The 19,544-nt window shown below is 67.3% G+C and carries 19 protein-coding genes; 13 read left to right on the top strand and 6 right to left on the bottom strand.

Translation table 11 applies throughout. The features are described 5' to 3' along the window. Nucleotides 1-343: 343 nt before the first annotated feature. The 5 genes from GVN21_RS00765 (at nt 344) to GVN21_RS00745 (ending at nt 5,239) form a co-directional block, all read left to right on the top strand. Nucleotides 344-1,138, top strand: coding sequence for a CpsB/CapC family capsule biosynthesis tyrosine phosphatase (locus GVN21_RS00765; RefSeq protein WP_205689859.1), 795 nt, complete (start codon nt 344-346; stop codon nt 1,136-1,138). A gap of 45 nt (nt 1,139-1,183) precedes the next feature. Further along, complete coding sequence (locus GVN21_RS00760) at nt 1,184-1,882, top strand: polysaccharide biosynthesis/export family protein (protein ID WP_166572785.1); 699 nt, start codon at nt 1,184-1,186, stop codon at nt 1,880-1,882. A gap of 370 nt (nt 1,883-2,252) precedes the next feature. After that, nucleotides 2,253-2,705 carry a hypothetical protein gene (locus GVN21_RS00755; RefSeq protein ID WP_166572784.1) on the top strand — a complete coding sequence of 151 codons (453 nt, stop codon included), beginning with the start codon at nt 2,253-2,255 and terminating at the stop codon, nt 2,703-2,705. Between the two features lie 175 nt (nt 2,706-2,880). Further along, the gene (locus GVN21_RS00750) at nt 2,881-4,158 is read left to right on the top strand and encodes a nucleotide sugar dehydrogenase (protein WP_166572783.1); all 1,278 of its coding nucleotides are present in this window, start codon (nt 2,881-2,883) and stop codon (nt 4,156-4,158) included. A gap of 70 nt (nt 4,159-4,228) precedes the next feature. After that, nucleotides 4,229-5,239, top strand: a complete 1,011-nt coding sequence (locus GVN21_RS00745; protein ID WP_166572782.1) for an NAD-dependent epimerase — start codon at nt 4,229-4,231, stop codon at nt 5,237-5,239. Nucleotides 5,240-5,333: 94 nt separating this feature from the next. Here the strand turns inward: GVN21_RS00745 and cysN are convergent, their stop codons facing one another. The 3 genes from cysN to GVN21_RS00730 all read right to left on the bottom strand — a co-directional run bounded on the left by cysN (nt 5,334) and on the right by GVN21_RS00730 (nt 9,325). Continuing rightward, complete coding sequence (cysN, locus tag GVN21_RS00740; protein ID WP_166572781.1) at nt 5,334-7,223, bottom strand: sulfate adenylyltransferase subunit CysN; 1,890 nt, start codon at nt 7,221-7,223, stop codon at nt 5,334-5,336. A 1-nt stretch (nt 7,224) separates the two neighbouring features. After that, nucleotides 7,225-8,136, bottom strand: a complete 912-nt coding sequence (gene cysD, locus GVN21_RS00735; protein WP_166572780.1) for a sulfate adenylyltransferase subunit CysD — start codon at nt 8,134-8,136, stop codon at nt 7,225-7,227. Nucleotides 8,137-8,203: 67 nt separating this feature from the next. Next, a complete protein-coding gene (locus tag GVN21_RS00730; protein ID WP_166572779.1) occupies nt 8,204-9,325 on the bottom strand; it encodes an AGE family epimerase/isomerase in 1,122 nt (373 codons plus the stop codon). A gap of 152 nt (nt 9,326-9,477) precedes the next feature. Between GVN21_RS00730 and GVN21_RS00725 the strand changes: the two genes are divergently transcribed. The 7 genes from GVN21_RS00725 to GVN21_RS00695 all read left to right on the top strand — a co-directional run bounded on the left by GVN21_RS00725 (nt 9,478) and on the right by GVN21_RS00695 (nt 15,999). Further along, the gene (locus GVN21_RS00725; protein WP_166572778.1) at nt 9,478-10,755 is read left to right on the top strand and encodes a cytochrome P450; all 1,278 of its coding nucleotides are present in this window, start codon (nt 9,478-9,480) and stop codon (nt 10,753-10,755) included. Nucleotide 10,756: 1 nt separating this feature from the next. Continuing rightward, on the top strand, nt 10,757-10,930 hold the full coding sequence (locus GVN21_RS00720) for a rubredoxin (RefSeq protein ID WP_166572777.1): 174 nt from the start codon (nt 10,757-10,759) through the stop codon (nt 10,928-10,930). Further along, nucleotides 10,930-12,081: an acyl-CoA dehydrogenase family protein gene (locus tag GVN21_RS00715; protein WP_166572776.1), complete on the top strand. Its 1,152-nt coding sequence runs from the start codon at nt 10,930-10,932 to the stop codon at nt 12,079-12,081. The genes GVN21_RS00720 and GVN21_RS00715 overlap by 1 nt, the downstream gene beginning before the upstream one ends. A gap of 62 nt (nt 12,082-12,143) precedes the next feature. Further along, a complete protein-coding gene (locus GVN21_RS00710) occupies nt 12,144-12,653 on the top strand; it encodes a DUF1993 domain-containing protein (RefSeq protein ID WP_166572775.1) in 510 nt (169 codons plus the stop codon). 41 nt (nt 12,654-12,694) lie between these two features. Next, nucleotides 12,695-13,219: an HAD family hydrolase gene (locus tag GVN21_RS00705; protein ID WP_166572774.1), complete on the top strand. Its 525-nt coding sequence runs from the start codon at nt 12,695-12,697 to the stop codon at nt 13,217-13,219. A 91-nt stretch (nt 13,220-13,310) separates the two neighbouring features. Further along, on the top strand, nt 13,311-14,693 hold the full coding sequence (locus GVN21_RS00700) for a cystathionine beta-synthase (RefSeq protein ID WP_166572773.1): 1,383 nt from the start codon (nt 13,311-13,313) through the stop codon (nt 14,691-14,693). A gap of 127 nt (nt 14,694-14,820) precedes the next feature. After that, a complete protein-coding gene (locus GVN21_RS00695) occupies nt 14,821-15,999 on the top strand; it encodes a PLP-dependent aspartate aminotransferase family protein (RefSeq protein WP_166572772.1) in 1,179 nt (392 codons plus the stop codon). On the opposite strand, the gene GVN21_RS00690 is transcribed toward GVN21_RS00695, so the two are convergent. Then, nucleotides 15,914-16,858: a mechanosensitive ion channel family protein gene (locus GVN21_RS00690; protein ID WP_166572771.1), complete on the bottom strand. Its 945-nt coding sequence runs from the start codon at nt 16,856-16,858 to the stop codon at nt 15,914-15,916. The genes GVN21_RS00695 and GVN21_RS00690 overlap by 86 nt on opposite strands. 23 nt (nt 16,859-16,881) lie before the next feature. After that, complete coding sequence (locus tag GVN21_RS00685; protein ID WP_205689858.1) at nt 16,882-17,853, bottom strand: mechanosensitive ion channel domain-containing protein; 972 nt, start codon at nt 17,851-17,853, stop codon at nt 16,882-16,884. 135 nt (nt 17,854-17,988) lie between these two features. Between GVN21_RS00685 and GVN21_RS00680 the strand changes: the two genes are divergently transcribed. Then, nucleotides 17,989-19,149: a DegT/DnrJ/EryC1/StrS aminotransferase family protein gene (locus tag GVN21_RS00680; RefSeq protein ID WP_166572770.1), complete on the top strand. Its 1,161-nt coding sequence runs from the start codon at nt 17,989-17,991 to the stop codon at nt 19,147-19,149. A 3-nt stretch (nt 19,150-19,152) separates the two neighbouring features. On the opposite strand, the gene GVN21_RS00675 is transcribed toward GVN21_RS00680, so the two are convergent. Further along, nucleotides 19,153-19,536 carry a DUF302 domain-containing protein gene (locus GVN21_RS00675; RefSeq protein ID WP_166572769.1) on the bottom strand — a complete coding sequence of 128 codons (384 nt, stop codon included), beginning with the start codon at nt 19,534-19,536 and terminating at the stop codon, nt 19,153-19,155. Between the last annotated feature and the right edge of the window lie 8 nt (nt 19,537-19,544).

Below are 19,544 nucleotides of genomic sequence, written 5' to 3'. Positions count from 1 at the left end.
ACCGACGTTCCGCGCCCTCCCTTAGAGGCGCCGCCGGAGCATGGCAACCAACGGGATGCTAACAATAACTGTCGGGTATCCTTCATGTATTTGTCGCCGGCCGGGTGGTGTTTGCGGTTTCGCCCCCCCTTTTTGACCAAATCCGAGCGCCGGGATCACCGGACCTGTGCGTATATCGTCCAGAAGGGCTGCGGACGGTGTTTGCGCCTTGACCCCACGGGGGTGCGGCGGGATAACGCAGCGGTCGGGTGGGGGCTTGGCATTGGGGTGGTGGCGCACGTTTGAAACGCGCGCCCCGGATCGGTCGATTTCGCAAGCCGGTTCGTCGTGTTGGAGTGGCGGAGTGATCGACCTTCACTGTCACATGGTCCCGGCCATCGACGATGGCGCGCCGGACCTGGAGACCGCGCTGGGCATGGCCCGGTGCGCGGTCGCCGACGGCATCCAGGTCACCGCCTGCACCCCCCACATCTTCCCCGGTCTGTACGAGAACACCGGTCCCGGCATCCGCGAGGCGGTCGCCGTCCTGCAGGTCGAAATCGACAGGGCCGAGATCCCTCTGAAGCTGACCACCGGCGCCGACGTGCAGCTCTGCCGCGACCTGGTGTCGGGCCTGAAGTCCGGCCGCATCCTGACCCTGGCCGATTCCCGCTACTTCCTGTTCGAGCCGCCGCATCACACCGCCCCGCCGCGCATCGAGGACCAGGTGTTCGCCTCCATGGCCGCCGGCTATCACCCGATCATCACCCACCCCGAGCGGCTGCACTGGATCGACAGCCACTATGAGACCATGCAGCGGATGGCCAAGGCCGGCGCCTGGATGCAGCTGACCAGCGGCTCCATCGTCGGCCGCTTCGGCAAGCGGCCGCAGTACTGGTCAGAGCGGATGCTCGACGAGGGGCTGGTTCACATCATTGCCAGCGACGGCCACAACCTGCGCAACCGCAGCCCGCTCATGTCCCAGGCCCGCGACGCTGTGGCCGCCCGGCTGGGCGAGAAGGCCGCCATCGACATGGTTCTGACCCGGCCCCAGGCGGTGCTCGACGATACCTCGCCCTCGCGGCTGCCCGACACGGTCGGCGCGGCCAAGCCGACGGGCGGCCTCGGTTTCCTGCGTCGTTTGTTCCACCCGGCCTGAAATGACGTATAGAGACCTGCATATGTCGCTTTTGGAGAGCATCCGATGATCCGGGCCCTGGTTCTGGCGGTCACCACCAGTCTGCTGCTCGTCGCCTGCAGCGGCGGCGGCGCGGGCAAGCTCACCGAGAACGCAGTCTACGGACAGAACCTGCCGCCCCCCGACCCGACACGCGCCGTGGTCGGCGCCGAGGAGTACCGGGTCGGGCCGATGGATAAGCTCGATGTCGCCGTATACCAGGCCCCCGAGCTGACCCGCGAGGTCCAGGTCGACGCCGCCGGCCAGATCGGCATGCCGCTGATCGGTTCGTTCCCCGTGGCCGGCAAGACGGTTCCCGAGATTCGAGAAGACATCACCGTCCGGCTCAAGGCCCGCTATCTGAAGTCGCCCGAGGTGACGGTCTCGGTGAAGGAATTCGCCAGCCAAAAGGTCACCGTCGATGGCTCTGTGACCCAGCCCGGCGTCTATCCCCTGATGGGCAAGACCACCCTGGTGCAGTCCATCGCCATGGCGCGCGGGGTCAACGCCCAGGCCAACGAGAAGAAGGTTGCCGTCTTCCGGATGGTCAACAATCAACGAATGGTTGCGGTTTTCGACCTTAACATGATCCGCACCGGCCGCATGGACGACCCGCAGATCTTCCCCAATGACGTGATCTTCGTCGATCGCTCCGGGGCCAAGACCCTGTGGCGCGATGTGATCTCCTCGGTGCCGATCATGAGCATGTTCGTCCCCGTCCTGTAGCGGGATGGAATTATTTTCTCGCCGGCGCCGGCATCTGGCCGGAGGTTTCGCCAAACTGCAGCGGCGTCGTGCGGGGAAGGTGGTCGCCTTCGACGCAGACTTAACGGTTTGTGAAGGCGATTGCCTTGAAACGCGGCGACGGACTGTCACATTAAGCGCGTATAAGCCCTTGTGATGGTTGGCTTCCCGCCGAATGGAACGATTGGGAGGCGCCGGCGCTTAAAGGCGTGGCATATTCGCCGCGCGGGGTTCGAAAAACACGATCTTTCGGTCTTAGACCGGTTGTAGTGTTGAGGGGCCTGAGGTATTGGCTTGGTTGTCTCCTGTGGCGCAACGTCGCACAGAGGCAGTCGCATTCGAGGGGTACGAGATGATCCGCAAAGTTGTTGTCGCCGCATCGGTCGGCCTCCTGCTGTCGAGCCAAGTGGCTCTGGCTGCTGAATCCGTCAGCCTCGGCGGCGTCGAAGGTTCCGTGCTGGTCAATCAGAACGGCCGTTTCGTGCCGATGACCGCTTCGACCGTGCTGAAGGCCGGCGACAAGGTCATGGCCATGGACGGCGCCGCCAAGGTGACCTACGGCGCCGACTGCGTCGTGACCGTCGGCGCCCGCTCGATGGCCACCATCTCCGCCGCCTCGCCCTGCGCCGGTGGCTCGAACAACATCGTCCGCGCCTACCAGGACGAAGAAGAAGGTTACGGCGAAGGCCCGACCGACCCGCCCGGCCAAGGCTGGGACTTCTGGACCTGGGCGACCTTCGGCGTGATCACCATCGGCGTGACCGCTGTCGCGCTGAACGATAGCGACGAGCCGACCTCCCCGTAGGACGGCTGGCTGCGGCCAGATCGCTGATCAAGTTTGGAGAGCCGCGAGGATGAACGTCCTCGCGGCTCTTTCCGTGTCCGGATGATCGGAAGCCCAAGGACCCCTTCAGCGGCGTAAGTGGACCCTTCACTGTTGAGCTCTTGCTCCACCACCTCCCGGTGACTATCCCGATCCGATGCTGTCCCTGAACGATGTCCGCATCGCCGTGATCGGCCTGGGCTATGTCGGCCTGCCGCTGGCCGTGGCCTTTGGCGGAAGATACGACACGCTCGGCTTCGATCTCTCCAAGCCGCGCATCGCCGCCCTGCACCGGGGCGAGGACCACACGCTTGAGGTGTCGGCCGAGGAGCTGGCCGCCGCTTCTCGCCTGGCCTTCAGCGACGATGCCGCCGATCTCGCCGGCCGCAACCTGTTCATCGTCACGGTCCCCACCCCGATCGACGATGCCAAGCGACCCGACCTGACCGCCCTGCGCCACGCCAGTGAAAGCATCGGCGCCCACCTGACCCCCGGCGCGGTGGTGGTCTATGAATCCACCGTCTATCCCGGCTGCACCGAGGAGGTCTGCGTCCCGATCCTGGAGCAGGTGTCGGGTCTGACGTTCAACAAGGACTTCTTTGTCGGCTACAGCCCAGAGCGGGCCAACCCCGGCGACAAGCAGCATCGCCTGGCGACCATCACCAAGGTCACTGCCGGGTCCACGCCGGAAGCCGCTGACCTGATCGACGCCCTCTATGCCTCGGTGGTCACCGCCGGCACCCACAAGGCCAGCTCCATCAAGGTGGCCGAGGCGGCCAAGGTGATCGAAAACACTCAGCGCGACCTGAACATCGCCCTGATCAACGAGATCGCCATGATCTTCGGCCGCATGGGCATCGACACGCTGGAGGTGCTGCAGGCGGCGGGCACCAAGTGGAACTTCCTGCCCTTCCGGCCGGGCCTGGTCGGCGGCCACTGCATCGGCGTCGACCCCTACTACCTGACTCACAAGGCCCAGGAGATCGGCCACGACCCGGAAGTCATCCTGGCCGGCCGCCGGATCAACGACAGCATGGCCGCCTATGTGGCCAACCAGGTGCTGAAGCTGCTGCTGAGCCGGGGCGTCAATCCGCTGGGCGCGCCCGTGCTGGTCCTGGGCCTGGCCTTCAAGGAAAATTGCCCCGACCTGCGCAACACCAAGGTCAGTGACCTTGTCACCGAGCTGTCGGAGTTCGGCCTGAAGGTGGACGTGCACGATCCCTGGGTCGATCCCGCCGACGCCCGGCACGAGTACGACCTGACCCTCACCGCCGAACCGGCCAAGGGCCACTACGCCGCCGTGGTGCTGGCCGTCGCCCACCAGCAGTTCGTCGCCCTCGGTCCTGAGGGTGTGAGGGCCTTTGGACGGCCGGACGCGGTCATCTACGACCTGAAGTCGGTCCTGCCGCGCGACAGTTCCGACGGCCGGCTCTGAAACCCTTGTCCTCTGAGCGTTCAGCCTCTAGGCCAAGGCCCCGGGGAAATACGAGGGAAGAGCGCCCGCGATGAAGGTCATGGTCACCGGCAGCGCCGGCTTCATCGGCTCCGCCGTCTCGCTGAAGCTGCTCGCCCGCGGGGACGAGGTGGTCGGCGTCGACGTGATGAACGACTACTATGACCCGGAGCTGAAGCGCGCCCGCCTGGCCCGCACCCTCGACAACGACCGCTACACCCATCTGCAGATCGACCTGGCCGACCGCGACGCCGTCGAGCGCGCCTTCGCCGAACACCGGCCCCAGCGGGTGATCAACCTGGCTGCCCAGGCCGGGGTCCGCTACGCCGCCACCAATCCCCACGTCTATGTGCAGTCCAACGTCACCGGCTTCCTGCACATCCTAGAGGGTTGCCGCCATAACGGCGTCGAGCACCTGGTCTTCGCCTCGACCAGCAGCGTCTACGGCGCCAACACCAACATGCCGTTCACGGTGCACGAAAGCGCCGAACACCCCCTGACCCTCTACGCGGCGACCAAGAAGGCCAACGAGCAGATGGCCCACGCCTATGCTCACCTCTACGGCTTTCCCTGCACGGGCCTGCGGTTTTTCACCGTCTATGGCCCCTGGGGCCGGCCCGACATGGCGCTGTTCCTGTTCACCAAGAAGATCCTCGCTGGTGAGCCTATCCAGGTCTTCAACCACGGCAAGCACAAGCGCAGCTTCACCTACATCGATGACATCGTCGAAGGCGTCATCCGGGTGCTCGACCAGCCGGCGGCCCCGGACCCGGCCTGGAACAGCAATGCGCCGGACCCGGCGACCAGCAACGCCCCCTACCGCCTGTTCAACATCGGCGCCGAACAGCAGGTCGAGCTGCTGCGCTACATCGAGGTGCTGGAAGACTGCCTGGGCCGCAAGGCGGTGATGGAGATGCTGCCGCTACAGCCCGGTGACGTGCCGGATACCGAGGCCGACGTCACCGACCTGGCGCGCGTGGTCGGCTACCAGCCGAAGGTCACAGTCGAGGAAGGCGTGCGCAACTTCGTGGACTGGTACCGCGGGTATAACGGGGTGCTCTGAGGCCGGAGGGTCTCGCGCCGAACACCAAACTCAAAGCTTCGTCACCCCAAACAAGTCTTGGGGTGACGAGTGGTGGGTGGGGAAAGGCCGTGTCCTATTCCCCCAGCAACACCGCCACCACCCGTTCAGCCGCCTCGACCGCCGACAGCGAGGTCGTATCGACTACGATCTCCGCCAACTCGGGCGCCTCGTACGGCGAGTCCACGCCGGTGAAGTTCTTCAGCTGGCCGGCGCGGGCCTTGGCGTAGAGCCCCTTCACGTCGCGCCGCTCCGCCTCCTCGATGGGGGTGGAGACGAACACCTCGACGAACTCGCCCTCGGCCATCAGCTCGCGGGCCATCCGCCGTTCGGCCCGGAAGGGGCTGATGAAGGCGGTCAGCACGATCAAGCCGGCGTCCACCATCAGCTTGGCCACCTCGGCGACCCGCCGGATGTTCTCGACGCGGTCCTCTTCGGTGAAGCCGAGGTCGCGGTTCAGGCCGTGGCGCACATTGTCGCCGTCCAGCAGGTAGGTGTGACGGCCCAGCGCATGCAGCCGCTTCTCCACCAGGTTGGCGATGGTCGACTTGCCGGCGCCCGACAGGCCGGTGAACCACACCACCTTGCCGGTCTGGCCCTTCAGCGAGGCGCGGGCGGCCTTGTCGACGTCGGTGGCCTGCCAGTGGATGTTCTCGGCCCGGCGCAGGGCGAAGTGCAGCATCCCGGCCCCGACCGTGCGGTTGCTCAACCGGTCGATCAGGATGAACCCGCCCAAATCGCGGTTTTCCGCATAGGGGGCGAACGGGATGGGCTTACCGACAGACAGATTGCAGACCCCGATCTCGTTGAGATCCAGCTTCTTGGCCGCCGTGTGTTCCAGGGTGTTCACGTTCACCCGGTACTTGGGCTCGGTGATCGTCGCCTGGACCGTCTGGGTCCCGATCTTGATCAGGTAGGGCCGGCCCGGCAGCATCGCCTCGTCGTCCATCCACACCAGGGTGGCTTCGAACTGGTCGGCCACCGCCACCGGATCGTCGGCGGCGGCGATCACGTCGCCCCGCGAGATGTCGATCTCGTCGGTCATGGTCAGGGTGACCGACTGGCCTGCCACGGCCTGATCCAGGTCGCCGTGCAGGGTGACGATCCGCGCCACCCTGCTCTCGCGGCCCGACGGCAGCACCCGGATGCGGTCGCCCGGCTTGACCGTGCCGGCAGCGATCTGGCCGGAGAAGCCCCGGAAATCGAGATTGGGGCGGTTCACCCACTGCACGGACATACGGAACGACTGGGCGGCGATACTGTCGCCGACCGGAACCTGCTCCAGCCAGGCCATCAACGGCGGCCCGTCGTACCAGGGCGCGGCGTCGCTGGAGGCGGTGATGTTCTCGCCCTTCAAGGCGCTCATCGGGATGGCGGTGAAGTCGGACAGGCCGATCTGGTCGGCGAACGTCTGGTACTCCTCGACGATGGCGTCGAAGGTCTCCTTCGACCAGTCGACCAGGTCCATCTTGTTGATGGCCAGAACGATGTTGCGGATGCCCAGCAGGCTGACGAGATAGCTGTGCCGCCGCGTCTGGGTCAGCACCCCGCGCCGCGCATCGATCAGGATCACGGCCGCGTCGGCGGTCGAGGCGCCGGTGACCATGTTGCGGGTGTATTGCTCGTGGCCAGGGGTGTCGGCCACGATGAACTTGCGGGTCTCGGTGGAGAAGAAGCGGTAGGCCACATCGATGGTGATGCCCTGTTCCCGCTCTGCCGCCAGCCCGTCGACCAGCAGGGCGAAGTCGATCTCGCCGCCTTGCGTGCCGACCTTCTTGGAGTCCGCCTCCAGCGCCGCCAGCTGGTCCTCGAAGACCATCTTGGAATCGTAGAGCAGCCGCCCGATCAGGGTCGACTTGCCGTCGTCCACGCTGCCGCAGGTGATGAATCGCAGCAGGCTCTTGTGGTGGTGCGCCTCGAGATAGGCGTCGATGTCGGTCTCGATGAGCGAGGAAATGTGGGCCATTCTAGAAATACCCTTCCTGCTTCTTCTTCTCCATCGAGGCGGCCTGGTCGTGGTCGATCATGCGGCCCTGGCGCTCGGAGGTGGTGGTCAGCAGCATTTCCTGGATGATCTCGGGCAGGGTCGCCGCCGTGCTCTCCACCGCCCCGGTCAGGGGGTAGCAGCCCAGGGTGCGGAACCGAACCGACTTCATCATCGGGGTTTCACCCGGGTGGAACCGGAACCGGTCGTCGTCGACCATGATCAGGGTCCCGTCCCGCTCGACCACCGGCCGCACGGCCGAGAAATAGAGGGGCACGATCGGCACGTTCTCCAGGTGGATGTATTGCCAGATGTCCAGCTCGGTCCAGTTGGAGATCGGGAACACCCGGATGCTCTCGCCCGGCTGCTTGCGCGCGTTGTAGAGCTTCCACAGCTCCGGCCGCTGGCTCTTGGGGTCCCAGCGGTGGCCGGCGGCGCGGAAGCTGAACACCCGCTCCTTGGCCCGGCTCTTTTCCTCGTCGCGGCGCGCGCCGCCGAAGGCCGCGTCGAAGCCGTACTTGTCCAGCGCCTGCTTCAGCCCCTCGGTCTTCCACATGTCGGTATGGGCGCCGCCGTGGTCGAAGGGGTTGATCCCGGCCGCCTCGGCCTCGGGGTTCTTGTGGACCAGGAGCTCGAAGCCCAGCTCCTTGGCCATCCGCTCGCGCATCTCGTACATGGCCTGGAACTTCCAGGTCGTGTCGACGTGCAGCAGGGGGAAGGGCGGCTTGCTGGGGTAGAAGGCCTTGGCGGCCAGGTGCAGCATCACCGCGCTGTCCTTGCCGATGGAATACAGCATCACCGGCCGCTCGGCCTCGGACACCACCTCCCGCATGATGTGGATGCTCTCCGCCTCCAGCCGCTGGAGATGGGTGAGCCGTTCGGGGGACAGGGTCATACAGAGGTCCACAGAGGAAGAGCGCGGGTCGGCTTACGCAGGCCGGCGTACGGGCGCAAGACACGGTTCATGATGGCGCTTGCAGGCAAGCTTCATCCAACGCCTGGATGGCGCCGACCAGATGATAGAGGCTGGAGGCCGGCGAGGGCTCGGGGCGCCAGCCGCCGGTCGGCTCGCGATGCTCCCGCCACAGGCCGGGCAGCGGCGTGTCGAGATAGCGCAGCAGCCCCGCCGCCCCATGGCCGGCGATGGCCCAGCCCAGGTCCGCCTCACGGGCCGCCAGCGCGGCGCCGGCGCGGGTCCGCTCGGTCTGGGGCCAGAGGCGGGCGGTGCGGTCGTGGGGCGTCAGGTCCTGGCCCAGCGCCGCGATGACCAACCCGTCGGGCGCGACCCCCGCCCGCTCGGCCAGCAGGATCAAGCCCCGGCCCGCCTCGGCTGAGCCGAGGTTCTGGGTCAGGGCGGCATGACGCAGCAACAAAAACCCCCACTCGAACTGATGGCCGGGCTCGAGCTCCGCCTCTTGCGTCGGCGTCCAGTCGAGGTCGAAGAGTTCGGGCAGCCCGCCGCTCCCCGGCTGGATCAGCCGCTCGCGGGCCAGCCGGGCGATGCGGTTGGAAAGGTCGGCCCAGCCGCCGTCCTCCCCCGCCTCGCGCCAGGCCAGGGCCGCCTCGAACAGATGCATCAGCGGATTGGCCCTCAGGGGGCCGCCGCCGGTCTCATCGTCATGAACCCCACCGTCGGGCCGGCCCAGCCTGGCCGCCAGGGCGGCGCGGGTCCGCTGGGCCATCGACTCCAGTCCGTGCCCGGGTCCCAGCGCCTGGCGCGCGGCGGCCAGGGCCAGCAGGCCGAAGGCCTGTTCATAGGGCTGCGGGCTCTCATCCGCGTCGGAGAAGCGGAACAGGCCATCGGGCCTCAGATGCCGGTCCAGGGCGATCAGCCCGTGGCGCAGCGCGTCCCCCCACGGCCCGGTCCAGCCCATCCGGCCGGCCTGGGCGAAGACATAGACCTGCCGAGCGATCACCCGCGTCCGGCGCGGCGCGGCGACCGGCGATCCTTCCGGGTCCAGCTTCTCGAAGAAACCGCCGGCGAGGTGGTCGGTCCCCCGCTCCCACCAAAGAGGCAGGGCCGCCTCGAACAGCCAGGCCTTGAGGGCGTCTCGATAGCCAAGGATGTCGGCGGGCGCGGGCACGCTTCGTCTTACGGCGCGGGGCCGACCGGCTCAACCGTCGGCCCCTTGATTTGGATCAATCGGCGGGCCGGCCTCGGGGGGCATGCTCGAAAGCACGGCGTCACGCGGGCCTGCCCGCAAGGGAGGCGTCGATAAAGAAAAACGGAAACGCCATGGCCCTCATTCCCCAGTCCATCGCCCAGACCATCATCGACCCCTTCGCCTACGCCGACGGCGACCGGGTCGACGAGGCCTTCCGCTGGCTGCGCGTCGAGGCGCCCCTGGCCCAGGCCCAGCCGGAGGGATTCGACCCGTTCTGGGTGGTCACCCGCCACGCTGACATCCAGGCGGTCGAGCGTCAGAACGAGCTGTTCCACAACGGCGACCGCTCCACCGTCCTGACAACCATCGAGGGCGACCGGCAGGTTCGGGCGATGATGGGCGGCTCGCCCCACCTGGTCCGCTCCCTGGTGCAGATGGACAACCCCGATCACCGGGCATACCGCATGCTCACCCAGGGGGCCTTCGCGCCCCAGAGCCTGCGCCGGCTCGAGGCCCGGATCCGCGAGATCGCCCGCGGCTTCGTCGATCGGATGTGCGACATGGGCGGCCGCTGCGACTTCGCCAGGGACGTCGCCTTTCTCTACCCGCTGCATGTGATCATGGAGCTGATCGGCGTGCCTGAGTCCGACGAGGGCCGGATGCTCAAGCTGACCCAGGAACTGTTCGGAAGCGCCGACCCGGACCTCAACCGCAGCGGCGCCCGGGTCGCCGACGAAAAGGAAGGGGTGGACACTATCCAGTCGGTGGTCATCGACTTCATGACCTACTTCAACGCCATGACCGAGGATCGCCGGGCCAACCCGCGCGAGGACCTGGCCAGCCTGATCGCCAACGGATCGATCGAAGGCCAGCCGCTCGGCCACCTGGAGGCGATGGGCTACTACATCATTGCGGCAACGGCCGGGCACGACACCACCTCCTCGACCACCGCCGGCGCGCTCTGGGCCCTGGCCGAGCGGCCGGAGCTGTGGAAGCGGCTTCAGGCCGACCCCTCGCTGGTCGGCGGGCTGATCGAGGAGTCGATCCGCTGGGTCACTCCGGTGAAGCATTTCATGCGCACCGCCACCGAGGATACCGAGCTCGCGGGCCGGAATATCGCCAAGGGCGACTGGCTGATGCTGTCCTATCCGTCCGGCAACCGCGACGAGGCGGTGTTCGACGCCCCCTTCGAGTTCCGTCCCGACCGCAGCCCCAACCGCCATGTCGCCTTCGGCTACGGCGCCCATGTCTGCCTCGGCCAGCATCTGGCGCGGATGGAGATGCGCATCCTCTGGGAAGAGCTGCTCCAGCGGGTGGCGACCATCGAACTGGACGGCGAGCCCAGACGTATGGCCGCCGCCTTCGTCTGCGGGCCCAAGGCCGTGCCGATCCGCTTCACCCTGCACTGACATGGCGCCCTACAAGACCTGGCAGTGCCGCACCTGTGGCTACCTCTACGAGGAGGAGGCGGGGGACCCGGCTGAGGGCCTGGCGCCGGGAACCCGCTGGGCCGAGATCCCGGACGACTGGATCTGTCCCCTGTGCGGCACGCCCAAGGCCGACTTCGACATGGTGGAGCTGTGATGGACGAGGCGGCTTTCCTCACCCAGGTGCGCGCCTTTCTGGATGAGGCCCTGACCCCCGACCTTCGGGACGCGGGCCGCAAGACGCTGGGCGTCCATTCCGACATCGCCGCCTGCCGCCTCTGGCATCGGCGGCTGTTCGACCAGGGCTGGGCGGCGCCGGCCTGGCCGGTGGATTGGGGCGGCGCCGGCTGGACGGCCCGCCAGCGGTTCCTGTTCGACCGCGAATGCGTGGCCAACGACGCCCCGGTGCTGTTCGCCGGCGGTATCCGCAGCCTTGGCCCGCTACTGATCGAGATGGGAACCCCGGACCAGCGGGAGCGGTACATCGGGCCCATCCTGCGGGGCGACGACCTCTGGGCCCAGGGGTTCTCCGAGCCCGGCGCGGGATCAGACCTCGCCGCCATCTCGACCCGCGCTGTCCCGGTCCCTGGCGGCTATCGGGTAATCGGCTCGAAGATCTGGACCACCGGGGCTCACCATTCCAACCGCATGTTCGCCATCGTCCGCACCGGCGACTTCGAGCGCCGCCAGCAGGGGCTGACCTTCCTGCTGCTCGACATGGACAGCCCCGGCCTGACCGTGCGGCCCATTCTCGACCTGACAGGGGAGCGGGAGTTCAACGAGGTCTTCTTCGACGATGTCTTCGTCCCCGAGGCCAACCGAGTCGGGCCCGAGAACGACGGCTGGACGGTGGCCAAACGGCTGATGTCCCTGGCCCGCTCCAACAACACCCCATCCGCCCTGGTCGCCCGCAGCCTGCGGCGGGCGGCCGAAGCGGTGGCCGCCGGCGGAGAGGCGATCGAGCCGTCGCTTCGCCGGCGGCTGTCTGGGCTTCAGATCGAGCTTGAGGCCTTCGCCCAGCTGGAGCTGGCGGCCCTTCCCAGCGGCCGGGCCGAGGTCGGGGCGGCGACCACCCCCTCGATGCTCAAGCTGATCGGCAGCGAACTGCACCAGCGGGTCTGCGAGCTGGCCATGGAGGCGGCCGGGCCCCAGGCCGGGGCGGCCCTGGCCGCCATCGGCCTGAACGGCGAGGAACTCGATCAGGGCGCGCGAGCGATGGCGCGTCACCTCTGCCTGCGGGCCGCCAGCATCTATTCGGGCACCAGCGAGACCCAGCGCAATTTGATCGCCCGACAGCTGCTGTTCTAGCTCTTGGCGAACGGCGTGATTGCGCCCATCTGCTGGACCACGCGGCCTTCAGGAGAAACGCCTTGTCCCTTTCACTCTACGACGTCTCGATCCCGGTCTACCTCAACGGCCTGCGCAACCTGGTCGCCAACCTCGACAAGGCCCACGGCCACGCCGGGGACAACATCGCCGGCTGGCTGGAAGCCCGCCTCGCCCCCGACATGCATCCCCTGACCCGCCAGATCCAGATGGTCAGCGATGCGGCCAAGGGCGGCGCCGCCCGCCTGGCCGGTATCGAGCCGCCATCGATGCCCGACGAGGAAACCACCTTCGCCCAGCTGCGCGAGCGCCTGGAAAAGACCATCGCCTTCGTCGAGACCATCACCCCGGAGCAGGTCGACGGCCGCGAGGACGCCACCATCGAGCTGAAATTCCCGGGCCGGACGATGAGCTTCACCGGCCGCGACTTCCTGTTCAACTTCTCCCTGCCGAACTTCTACTTCCACGCGGTCACCGCCTACGGCCTGCTGCGCAAGGAAGGCGCGCCGCTCGGCAAGATGGACTTCCTGGCCGGCGGGCGTCAGGCGGCTTAGGGACTGGAGACGGCGGGCATGGCGCGCTAGTAGAGCCCGCCATGCCCACCCCCTTCGCCGTGATCTTCGACCGCGACGGTGTCCTCAACGAGGACTACGGCTATGCCTTTGAGCCGGAAAAGCTGGTCTGGATCCCGGGCGCCCGCGCGGCCATCAAGCGGGTCAACGACGCCGGTGGCCTGGTGCTGATCGCCACCAACCAGTCGGGGATCGGGCGGGGCTACTACAGCGAAGAGCAGATGCACGGCTTCCATGCCGAGATGCGCCGCCAGCTGGCCGCCGAGGGCGCCCGGATCGACGAAATCTACTTCTGCCCCTTCCATGAGGACGCCGCCGAGGACCGCTACCGCCAGGCCGACCACCCCGACCGCAAGCCCAACCCCGGCATGGTGTTGCGGGCGCTCAGGGACTTCGGGATCGATCCCAAGAACGCCCTGATGATCGGCGACAAGCCGGCCGATGTTCAGGCGGCCAACGGGGCAGGGGTCGACGGCTATCTGTTCGCGGGCGGCGACCTCGACGCCTTCCTCGTCGCCTGCGCGGCGCGCACGGGTCTTCCGCTGTAACGCGTCTGTTTGCTTCCTTCATGCCCGCCGACGCGTTAGTCAGGGGACAATTCATGCCGCAGCGGAACGCGCGGCGCTCCAGGAAACAAACATGACCGACCTGCCCGCCGCGACCGGCTCCGCGCTCGACCTGATCGGCGCCACCCCGATGGTCGAGGTGACCAAGATCGACACCGGCCTCTGCCGTCTGTTCCTCAAGCTGGAAAACCAGAACCCCGGCGGCTCGATCAAGGACCGCATCGCCCGCTCAATGATCGAGGCGGCCGAGAAGGACGGGACGCTCAAGCCCGGCGGTGTGATCATCGAGGCCACGGCCGGCAACACGGGCCTGGGCCTGGCGCAGGTCGCCACCCTGAAGGGCTACAAGCTGATCCTCATCGTGCCGGACAAGATGGCGCGGGAGAAAATCCTCCACCTGCGGGCCATGGGCGTCGATGTGCGGATCACCCGCTCTGACGTCGGCAAGGGCCACCCCGAATATTACCAGGACATGGCCCAGACCATCGCCCAGGGCCTCCCCGGCTCGCTGTACGTCAACCAGTTCGAGAACCCAGCCAACCCGCTGGCCCACGAGACCACTACTGGCCCGGAAATCCTCGAACAGATGGGCGGGGACCTCGACGCGGTGGTGGTCGGGGTCGGCTCCGGCGGCACGCTCACCGGCCTTGGCCGCTACTTCCAGAAGCACAGCCCGAAAACGAAGATGATCCTGGCCGACCCGGTCGGCTCCATCCTCTACGACTACGTCAACACCGGAACCTACGGCGAGGCCGGCAGCTGGATCGTCGAGGGCATCGGCGAGGACTTCATCCCGATCAACGCCCAGATGGACCTTGTCTCCAAGGCCTACGCCATCAGCGACCGCGAAAGCGTCGAAACCGCCCGCGACCTGCTACAGAAGGAGGGCATCCTCGCCGGCTCCTCCTCCGGCACCCTGCTGGCCGCCGCCCTGAAGTACTGCCGCGAGCAGACCGAGCCCCAGCGGGTGGTCAGCATCGTCTGCGACACCGGCGCCAAATACCTGACCAAGATGTTCAACGACCTGTGGGTCAGCGCCCACGGCTTCGAGGATCGCACCCCGCGCGGCGACCTCTCCGACCTGATCGCCAAGCGCTATGCCGACGGCGGGGTAATTACCATCGGCCCCGACGACACCCTGCTGACCGCCTACAACCGAATGCGCAGCGCCGACATCAGCCAGCTGCCCGTCGTCGATCACGGCAAACTGGTCGGCATTCTCGACGAGAGCGACGTGCTGAGCGCCGTGGCCAGGGCCGGCGAGGGCGAGGGCTTCGCCACCAAGGTCGGCTCGGCGATGACCCGCAACGTCAAGACCCTGGAAAGCCATCAGCCGCTTTCGGACCTGACCCCGGTGTTCGAACGCGACGAGGTGGCGGTGGTCATGGACGGCGACGAACTGCTCGGCCTGATCACCCGGGTGGACCTGATCAACCATCTCAGGCGCACCGCCTGACCCCAGCTCCGTCATCCTCGCACTTGTTGCGAGGACCCATACCCTGAGACCTTTCCGGCCAAGCCCGCGTGTATGGGTGGTCGGGACAAGCCCGACCATGACGGTCGGGGGTAAGCGAGACCCCGCGATGAGCACTCCCACCGACGGCAAGAACCGCCTGGCCTTCGCCACCCGCACCATCCACGCCGGCCAGAGCCCGGACCCGACCACGGGCGCGGTGATGCCGCCGATCTACGCCACCAGCACCTACGCCCAGGAAAGCCCCGGCGTGCACAAGGGCTTCGAATACGCCCGCAGCCAGAACCCGACCCGCTTCGCCTTCGAACGCTGCATCGCCGACCTCGAAAGCGGAACGGCGGCCTTCGCCTTCGCCTCCGGCCTGGCCTGCGCCGCCACGGTGATGGAGACGCTGGACACCGGCGCCCATGTGATCGCCACCGACGACCTCTACGGCGGCAGCTACCGCCTGTTCGAGCGGGTCAAGAAGCGCTCGGCCGGCCTGTCGTTCAGCTTCGTCGACATGAGCGATCTGGCCGCCATCGAGGCCGCCATCCTGCCCGAGACCAAGATGCTGTGGGTCGAGACCCCCACCAACCCGACGCTGCGGCTGGTCGACCTGGAGGCCGTCGCCAACCTCGCCAAGAAGCACGGCCTGATCACCGTGGCCGACAACACCTTCGCCAGCCCCTACATCCAGCGGCCGCTGGAGCTGGGCTTCGACATGGTCACCCATTCGACGACCAAATACCTCAACGGCCATTCGGACATGGTCGGCGGGGTGGCCATCGTCGGCGACAACGCCGAGCTCGCCGCCGAGATGAAGTTCCTGCAGAACGCGGTCGGCGCCATCAGCGGCCCGTTCGACAGCTTCCTCGCTTTGCGCGGCCTCAAGACCCTGGCCCTGCGCATGGAGCGCACCTGCGAGAGCGGCCTGGCCATCGCCCAGTGGCTGGAATCCCACCCGGCCGTCGAGCGGGTCATCTATCCGGGCCTGAAATCCCACCCGCAGCACGAGCTGGCCGTCCGCCAGATGAAGGGCGGCTTCGGCGGCATCATCTCGGTCGACATCAAGGGTGGCCTTAGCCCCGCCCGCAAGCTGCTCGAACGGACCCGGCTGTTCACCCTGGCCGAGTCGCTGGGCGGGGTGGAAAGCCTGATCGAGCACCCGGCCATCATGACCCACGCCTCCATCCCACCCGAGCAGCGGGCGGCCGTGGGTATCACGGACGGTCTGGTCCGGCTTTCAGTCGGGATCGAAGACCGCCAAGACCTGATCGACGACCTTTCGCAGGCTTTGCAGGGATAGGCTTCTTCACCTTGGGCGGCGGCGGGGGTGGCAGGGGCTGTCCCCCCTCTAGCAGCCGCGCGGCCAGCAGCAGGTCGGCCAGCAGCCCGGCATGGTCGGACGGCATCACCCAGACCCGCGCCGCCAGCTCGACCCCGTCATGCATCACGCTGGTCACCTCGACCACCACCGGCGCGTCCTTCATCGCCCGGGGATCGGCCTCCGCCCGCGCCTTCAGCCCGGCCATGATCGGGGCCAGGTCGGCGGTGATCGGCACCTTGAACACCGCGTCCACCCGCCGCCGCTCGTGATAGCTGTGGTTGACGATCACATCGCCGAACACCTTGCTGTTGGGCAGCACGACCTTCAGGTTATCCGGCGTGGTCAGCTCGGTGGTGAACAGGTCCAGCGCCCGCACCGTGCCCTTGCGGTTCGAGGTCTCGATGAAGTCCCCCACCCGATAGGGCCGGAACGCCAGGATCATCACCCCCGCCGCCACATTGGTCAGCGCCCCCTGCAGCGCCAGGCCCACCGCCAGCGAGGCGGCGCCCAGCACCGCCAGGATGGAGGTCGTCTTCACGCCCAGCTGCTGCAGCACCGCCACGGCGCCCACGATGACCACGATGTAGCGGACCAGGGAGGCGAAGAAGGTCTGCAGGGTGGCGTCCGGCGTCTCATGCCGGCTCATCCGCCCGACGATGGACCGCGCCAGGGTGGAGGCCCAGCGCGAGGCCCACAGGGTGACCAGGATGATGATCGCCGCCACGGCCAGGTCCAGGGCCAGCTGCGTGCCCCGGCTGACCAGATCGGCCGCCACCGCCTCCTCCACCTTGAGCTTGGGCAGGACACGCGGAACATTGCTGAGGTCGAAGGTTGTCATGGACCCGTTCTAGCCCGACCCGCCTACTCCTCGGAAGGCTGCGACTGCTCCGCCGTGGCGCGCTCGTCCGGCCCGCCCGGATCATCGGTCGCGGCCGCCTGGCGGCTGATCTTCCGCGCCGGTCTCGGCTTTTTCGGCACTTCCACCTGGTGCGGATAGGGGATGCTGATGCCCGCGTCGTCGAAGGCCTCCTTGATCGCCTTCAGCAGGTCGTGGTGGTGGTCCCAATAGTCGGCCTGGCTCGCCCAGGTCCGCAAGGTCAGCTCCACGGCGGAATCCCCATAGGCGCTGCACCGGGCCCACGGGGCAGGATCCTTCAACACGCGGGGATCGGCGTCGGCAACGGCCAGCATCAGCTCCAGGGCCTCGCCGATATCGTCCTCATAGTCGATGCCGATCTTGATCTCCGACCGCCGGGTGTGCGGAGCGGAGTAGTTGACGATCGGTTCGCCGAACACCTTGCCGTTGGGCATGATCACCTTCAGCCCGTCCAGGGTGGTCAATTCGGTGGTGAACAGGTCCAGCGCCTTCACCTTCCCCTTCTGGCCATTGACCTCGACCAGCTCCCCGGCGCGGTAAGGCCGCAGGATCAACAGCATCACCCCGGCCGCCACATTGCTCAGCGCCCCCTGCATGGCCAGGCCCACGGCCAGCGATGCCGCGCCTAGCACCGCCAGGATGGAGGTGGTCTTGATGCCCAGCTGCTGCAGCACGGCGATCAGCCCGATTATGATGATCACATAGCGGACGATGGAGCTGACGAAGGCCTGCAGCGCCACATCGCCCTGATTGCGCGCCTGGATCCGGGCCATGGCGTCATGCGCCAGCTTCGAAGCCCATTTGGCGAGCCAGAAGGTGACCACCAGGATGACCACCGCGACGATCAGGCTCATCCCGACGTCCGCCGCCTTGTCCAGCAGCGACGCGGTCGCCAGCTCTTCGGCCCGAACGTTGGAAGCGACGCGGGGGATCGCCCCCGGATTGATGGCAGTCATGCGGTTCCGTTGGTTGTGGCGCTCCCCGCTTGGCTAACGACTGCTTTGGGGCTGGCGTTCCGGAACGCTGTCGGGAAACATCCGGTTACAGCCTTTGTCTCGCTCCTGCCCCATCCCCGGCGTAGAGGCCCGCCCATGAGCATCGCCTTCATCGACCTGGCCGCCCAGCAGCGGCGCATCCGCGACAAGATCGACGCCGGCATCGCCCGCGTCCTCGACCACGGCGCCTATGTCATGGGCCCGGAAGTGCGCGAATTCGAAAAACAGCTGGCTGAATTCGGCCAGGCCCCCCTGGCGCTCAGCTGCGCCAACGGCACCGACGCCATCGCTCTGCCGCTGATGGCCTGGGGGATCGGGGAGGGCGACGCGGTCTTCTGCCCCAGCTTCACGTTCGCCGCCACGCCGGAAGTCGTGCCCTGGACGGGGGCCACCCCGGTGTTCGTCGATGTGCTCCCCGATACCTACTGCCTCGACCCAGCCCATCTGGAGATCAGCATCCGGGCCATTCAGGACGAGGGCCGCCTGCGCCCGGCGGTGGTCATCGCCGTGGACCTGTTCGGCCAGCCGGCCGACTATCCGGCGATCAAGGCGGTCTGCGACAAATACGGCCTCAAACTGATCAGCGACAGCGCCCAGGGCTTCGGCTGCACCCTCAATGGCCATCACCCCATCCACTGGGCGGACGTGGCCACCACCAGCTTCTTCCCGGCCAAGCCGCTCGGCTGCTACGGCGACGGAGGGGCGGTGATCGCCAAGGACCAGGACCTCTGGGACCTGATGGACAGCTACCGCGTCCACGGCAAGGCGGTGGCCCCCGACCTGGTCGGCCGCACCTTCGAGCACGAAACCAAGTACCTAAACACCCGCATCGGCATGAACAGCCGGCTGGACAGCATCCAGGCCGCCATCCTGATCGAGAAGCTGGCCATCTTCCCCGAAGAGATCGAGATGCGTCAGGTCGTGGCGAACCGCTACGCCGAAGGCCTCGCCGGAACCCCGACCCGCACCCCGGCGGTCATCGACGGCGGCGTCTCGGTCTGGGCCCAGTATGTGGTCGAGCATCCGAACCGCGACGCCCTCGCCGCCCACCTGAAGACGCAAGGGGTACCCACCGCCGTCTACTACCCGGTGCCCATGCACGTCCAAGCCCCCTACGCCCACTTCCCGCAAGGCCCCGGTGGCCTGCCGATGACGGAAGCGGCGGCGGAAAAGGTCCTGGCCCTGCCGATGCACCCCTACATGGACGAGGCCGTGCAGCAGCAGATCATAGAGGCGGTGAAGGGCTTCAACGGCTGACGATCAGATGTCGGCCAGGGCCTTGGATAGGGCCTCGCCGACGGCCGCCGCATGCTGTTGCAGCACCGGATTGTCGATGGACATCATCGACGCCGCCGGATCGATCGCCGCCACCTCGACGCCGGCGTCCGTCTGCTGAACGATGACATTGCACGGCAGCATGACGCCGACGTGGGGCTCAAGCTTGAGCGCCTCGAACGCCATGCTCGGATTGCAGGCGCCGAGGATGCGGTAGGGCCGGAACTCCTGGCCGATCTTACTCTTCAGGGTCGCCTGGACATCGATGTCGGTCAGCACCCCGAAGCCGTGCTTCTGCAGGGCCGCGCGGGTGCGCTCGATCACCGTCTCGAACGTGTCGGGGAAGGTGCGGGCGTTGAAATAGGTCATGGCGTCTC

This window comes from Caulobacter sp. SLTY (assembly GCF_009905535.1).
Lineage (GTDB): Bacteria > Pseudomonadota > Alphaproteobacteria > Caulobacterales > Caulobacteraceae > Caulobacter.
Note: the sequence above shows the minus strand (reverse complement) of the source record. Positions and strands in the feature narration are given on the sequence as shown.

Bases quoted from the DNA above. Each gene is read 5' to 3' on its own strand.
- GVN21_RS00760 (WP_166572785.1), top strand. From the start codon at position 1,184: ATGATCCGGGCCCTGGTTCTGGCGGTCACCACCAGTCTGCTGCTCGTC.
- GVN21_RS00755 (WP_166572784.1), top strand. From the start codon at position 2,253: ATGATCCGCAAAGTTGTTGTCGCCGCATCGGTCGGCCTCCTGCTGTCG.
- GVN21_RS00750 (WP_166572783.1), top strand. From the start codon at position 2,881: ATGCTGTCCCTGAACGATGTCCGCATCGCCGTGATCGGCCTGGGCTAT.
- GVN21_RS00745 (WP_166572782.1), top strand. From the start codon at position 4,229: ATGAAGGTCATGGTCACCGGCAGCGCCGGCTTCATCGGCTCCGCCGTC.
- cysN (WP_166572781.1), bottom strand. From the start codon at position 7,223: ATGGCCCACATTTCCTCGCTCATCGAGACCGACATCGACGCCTATCTC.
- cysD (WP_166572780.1), bottom strand. From the start codon at position 8,136: ATGACCCTGTCCCCCGAACGGCTCACCCATCTCCAGCGGCTGGAGGCG.
- GVN21_RS00725 (WP_166572778.1), top strand. From the start codon at position 9,478: ATGGCCCTCATTCCCCAGTCCATCGCCCAGACCATCATCGACCCCTTC.
- GVN21_RS00720 (WP_166572777.1), top strand. From the start codon at position 10,757: ATGGCGCCCTACAAGACCTGGCAGTGCCGCACCTGTGGCTACCTCTAC.
- GVN21_RS00715 (WP_166572776.1), top strand. From the start codon at position 10,930: ATGGACGAGGCGGCTTTCCTCACCCAGGTGCGCGCCTTTCTGGATGAG.
- GVN21_RS00705 (WP_166572774.1), top strand. From the start codon at position 12,695: ATGCCCACCCCCTTCGCCGTGATCTTCGACCGCGACGGTGTCCTCAAC.
- GVN21_RS00700 (WP_166572773.1), top strand. From the start codon at position 13,311: ATGACCGACCTGCCCGCCGCGACCGGCTCCGCGCTCGACCTGATCGGC.
- GVN21_RS00695 (WP_166572772.1), top strand. From the start codon at position 14,821: ATGAGCACTCCCACCGACGGCAAGAACCGCCTGGCCTTCGCCACCCGC.
- GVN21_RS00690 (WP_166572771.1), bottom strand. From the start codon at position 16,858: ATGACAACCTTCGACCTCAGCAATGTTCCGCGTGTCCTGCCCAAGCTC.
- GVN21_RS00685 (WP_205689858.1), bottom strand. From the start codon at position 17,853: ATGACTGCCATCAATCCGGGGGCGATCCCCCGCGTCGCTTCCAACGTT.
- GVN21_RS00680 (WP_166572770.1), top strand. From the start codon at position 17,989: ATGAGCATCGCCTTCATCGACCTGGCCGCCCAGCAGCGGCGCATCCGC.
- GVN21_RS00675 (WP_166572769.1), bottom strand. From the start codon at position 19,536: ATGACCTATTTCAACGCCCGCACCTTCCCCGACACGTTCGAGACGGTG.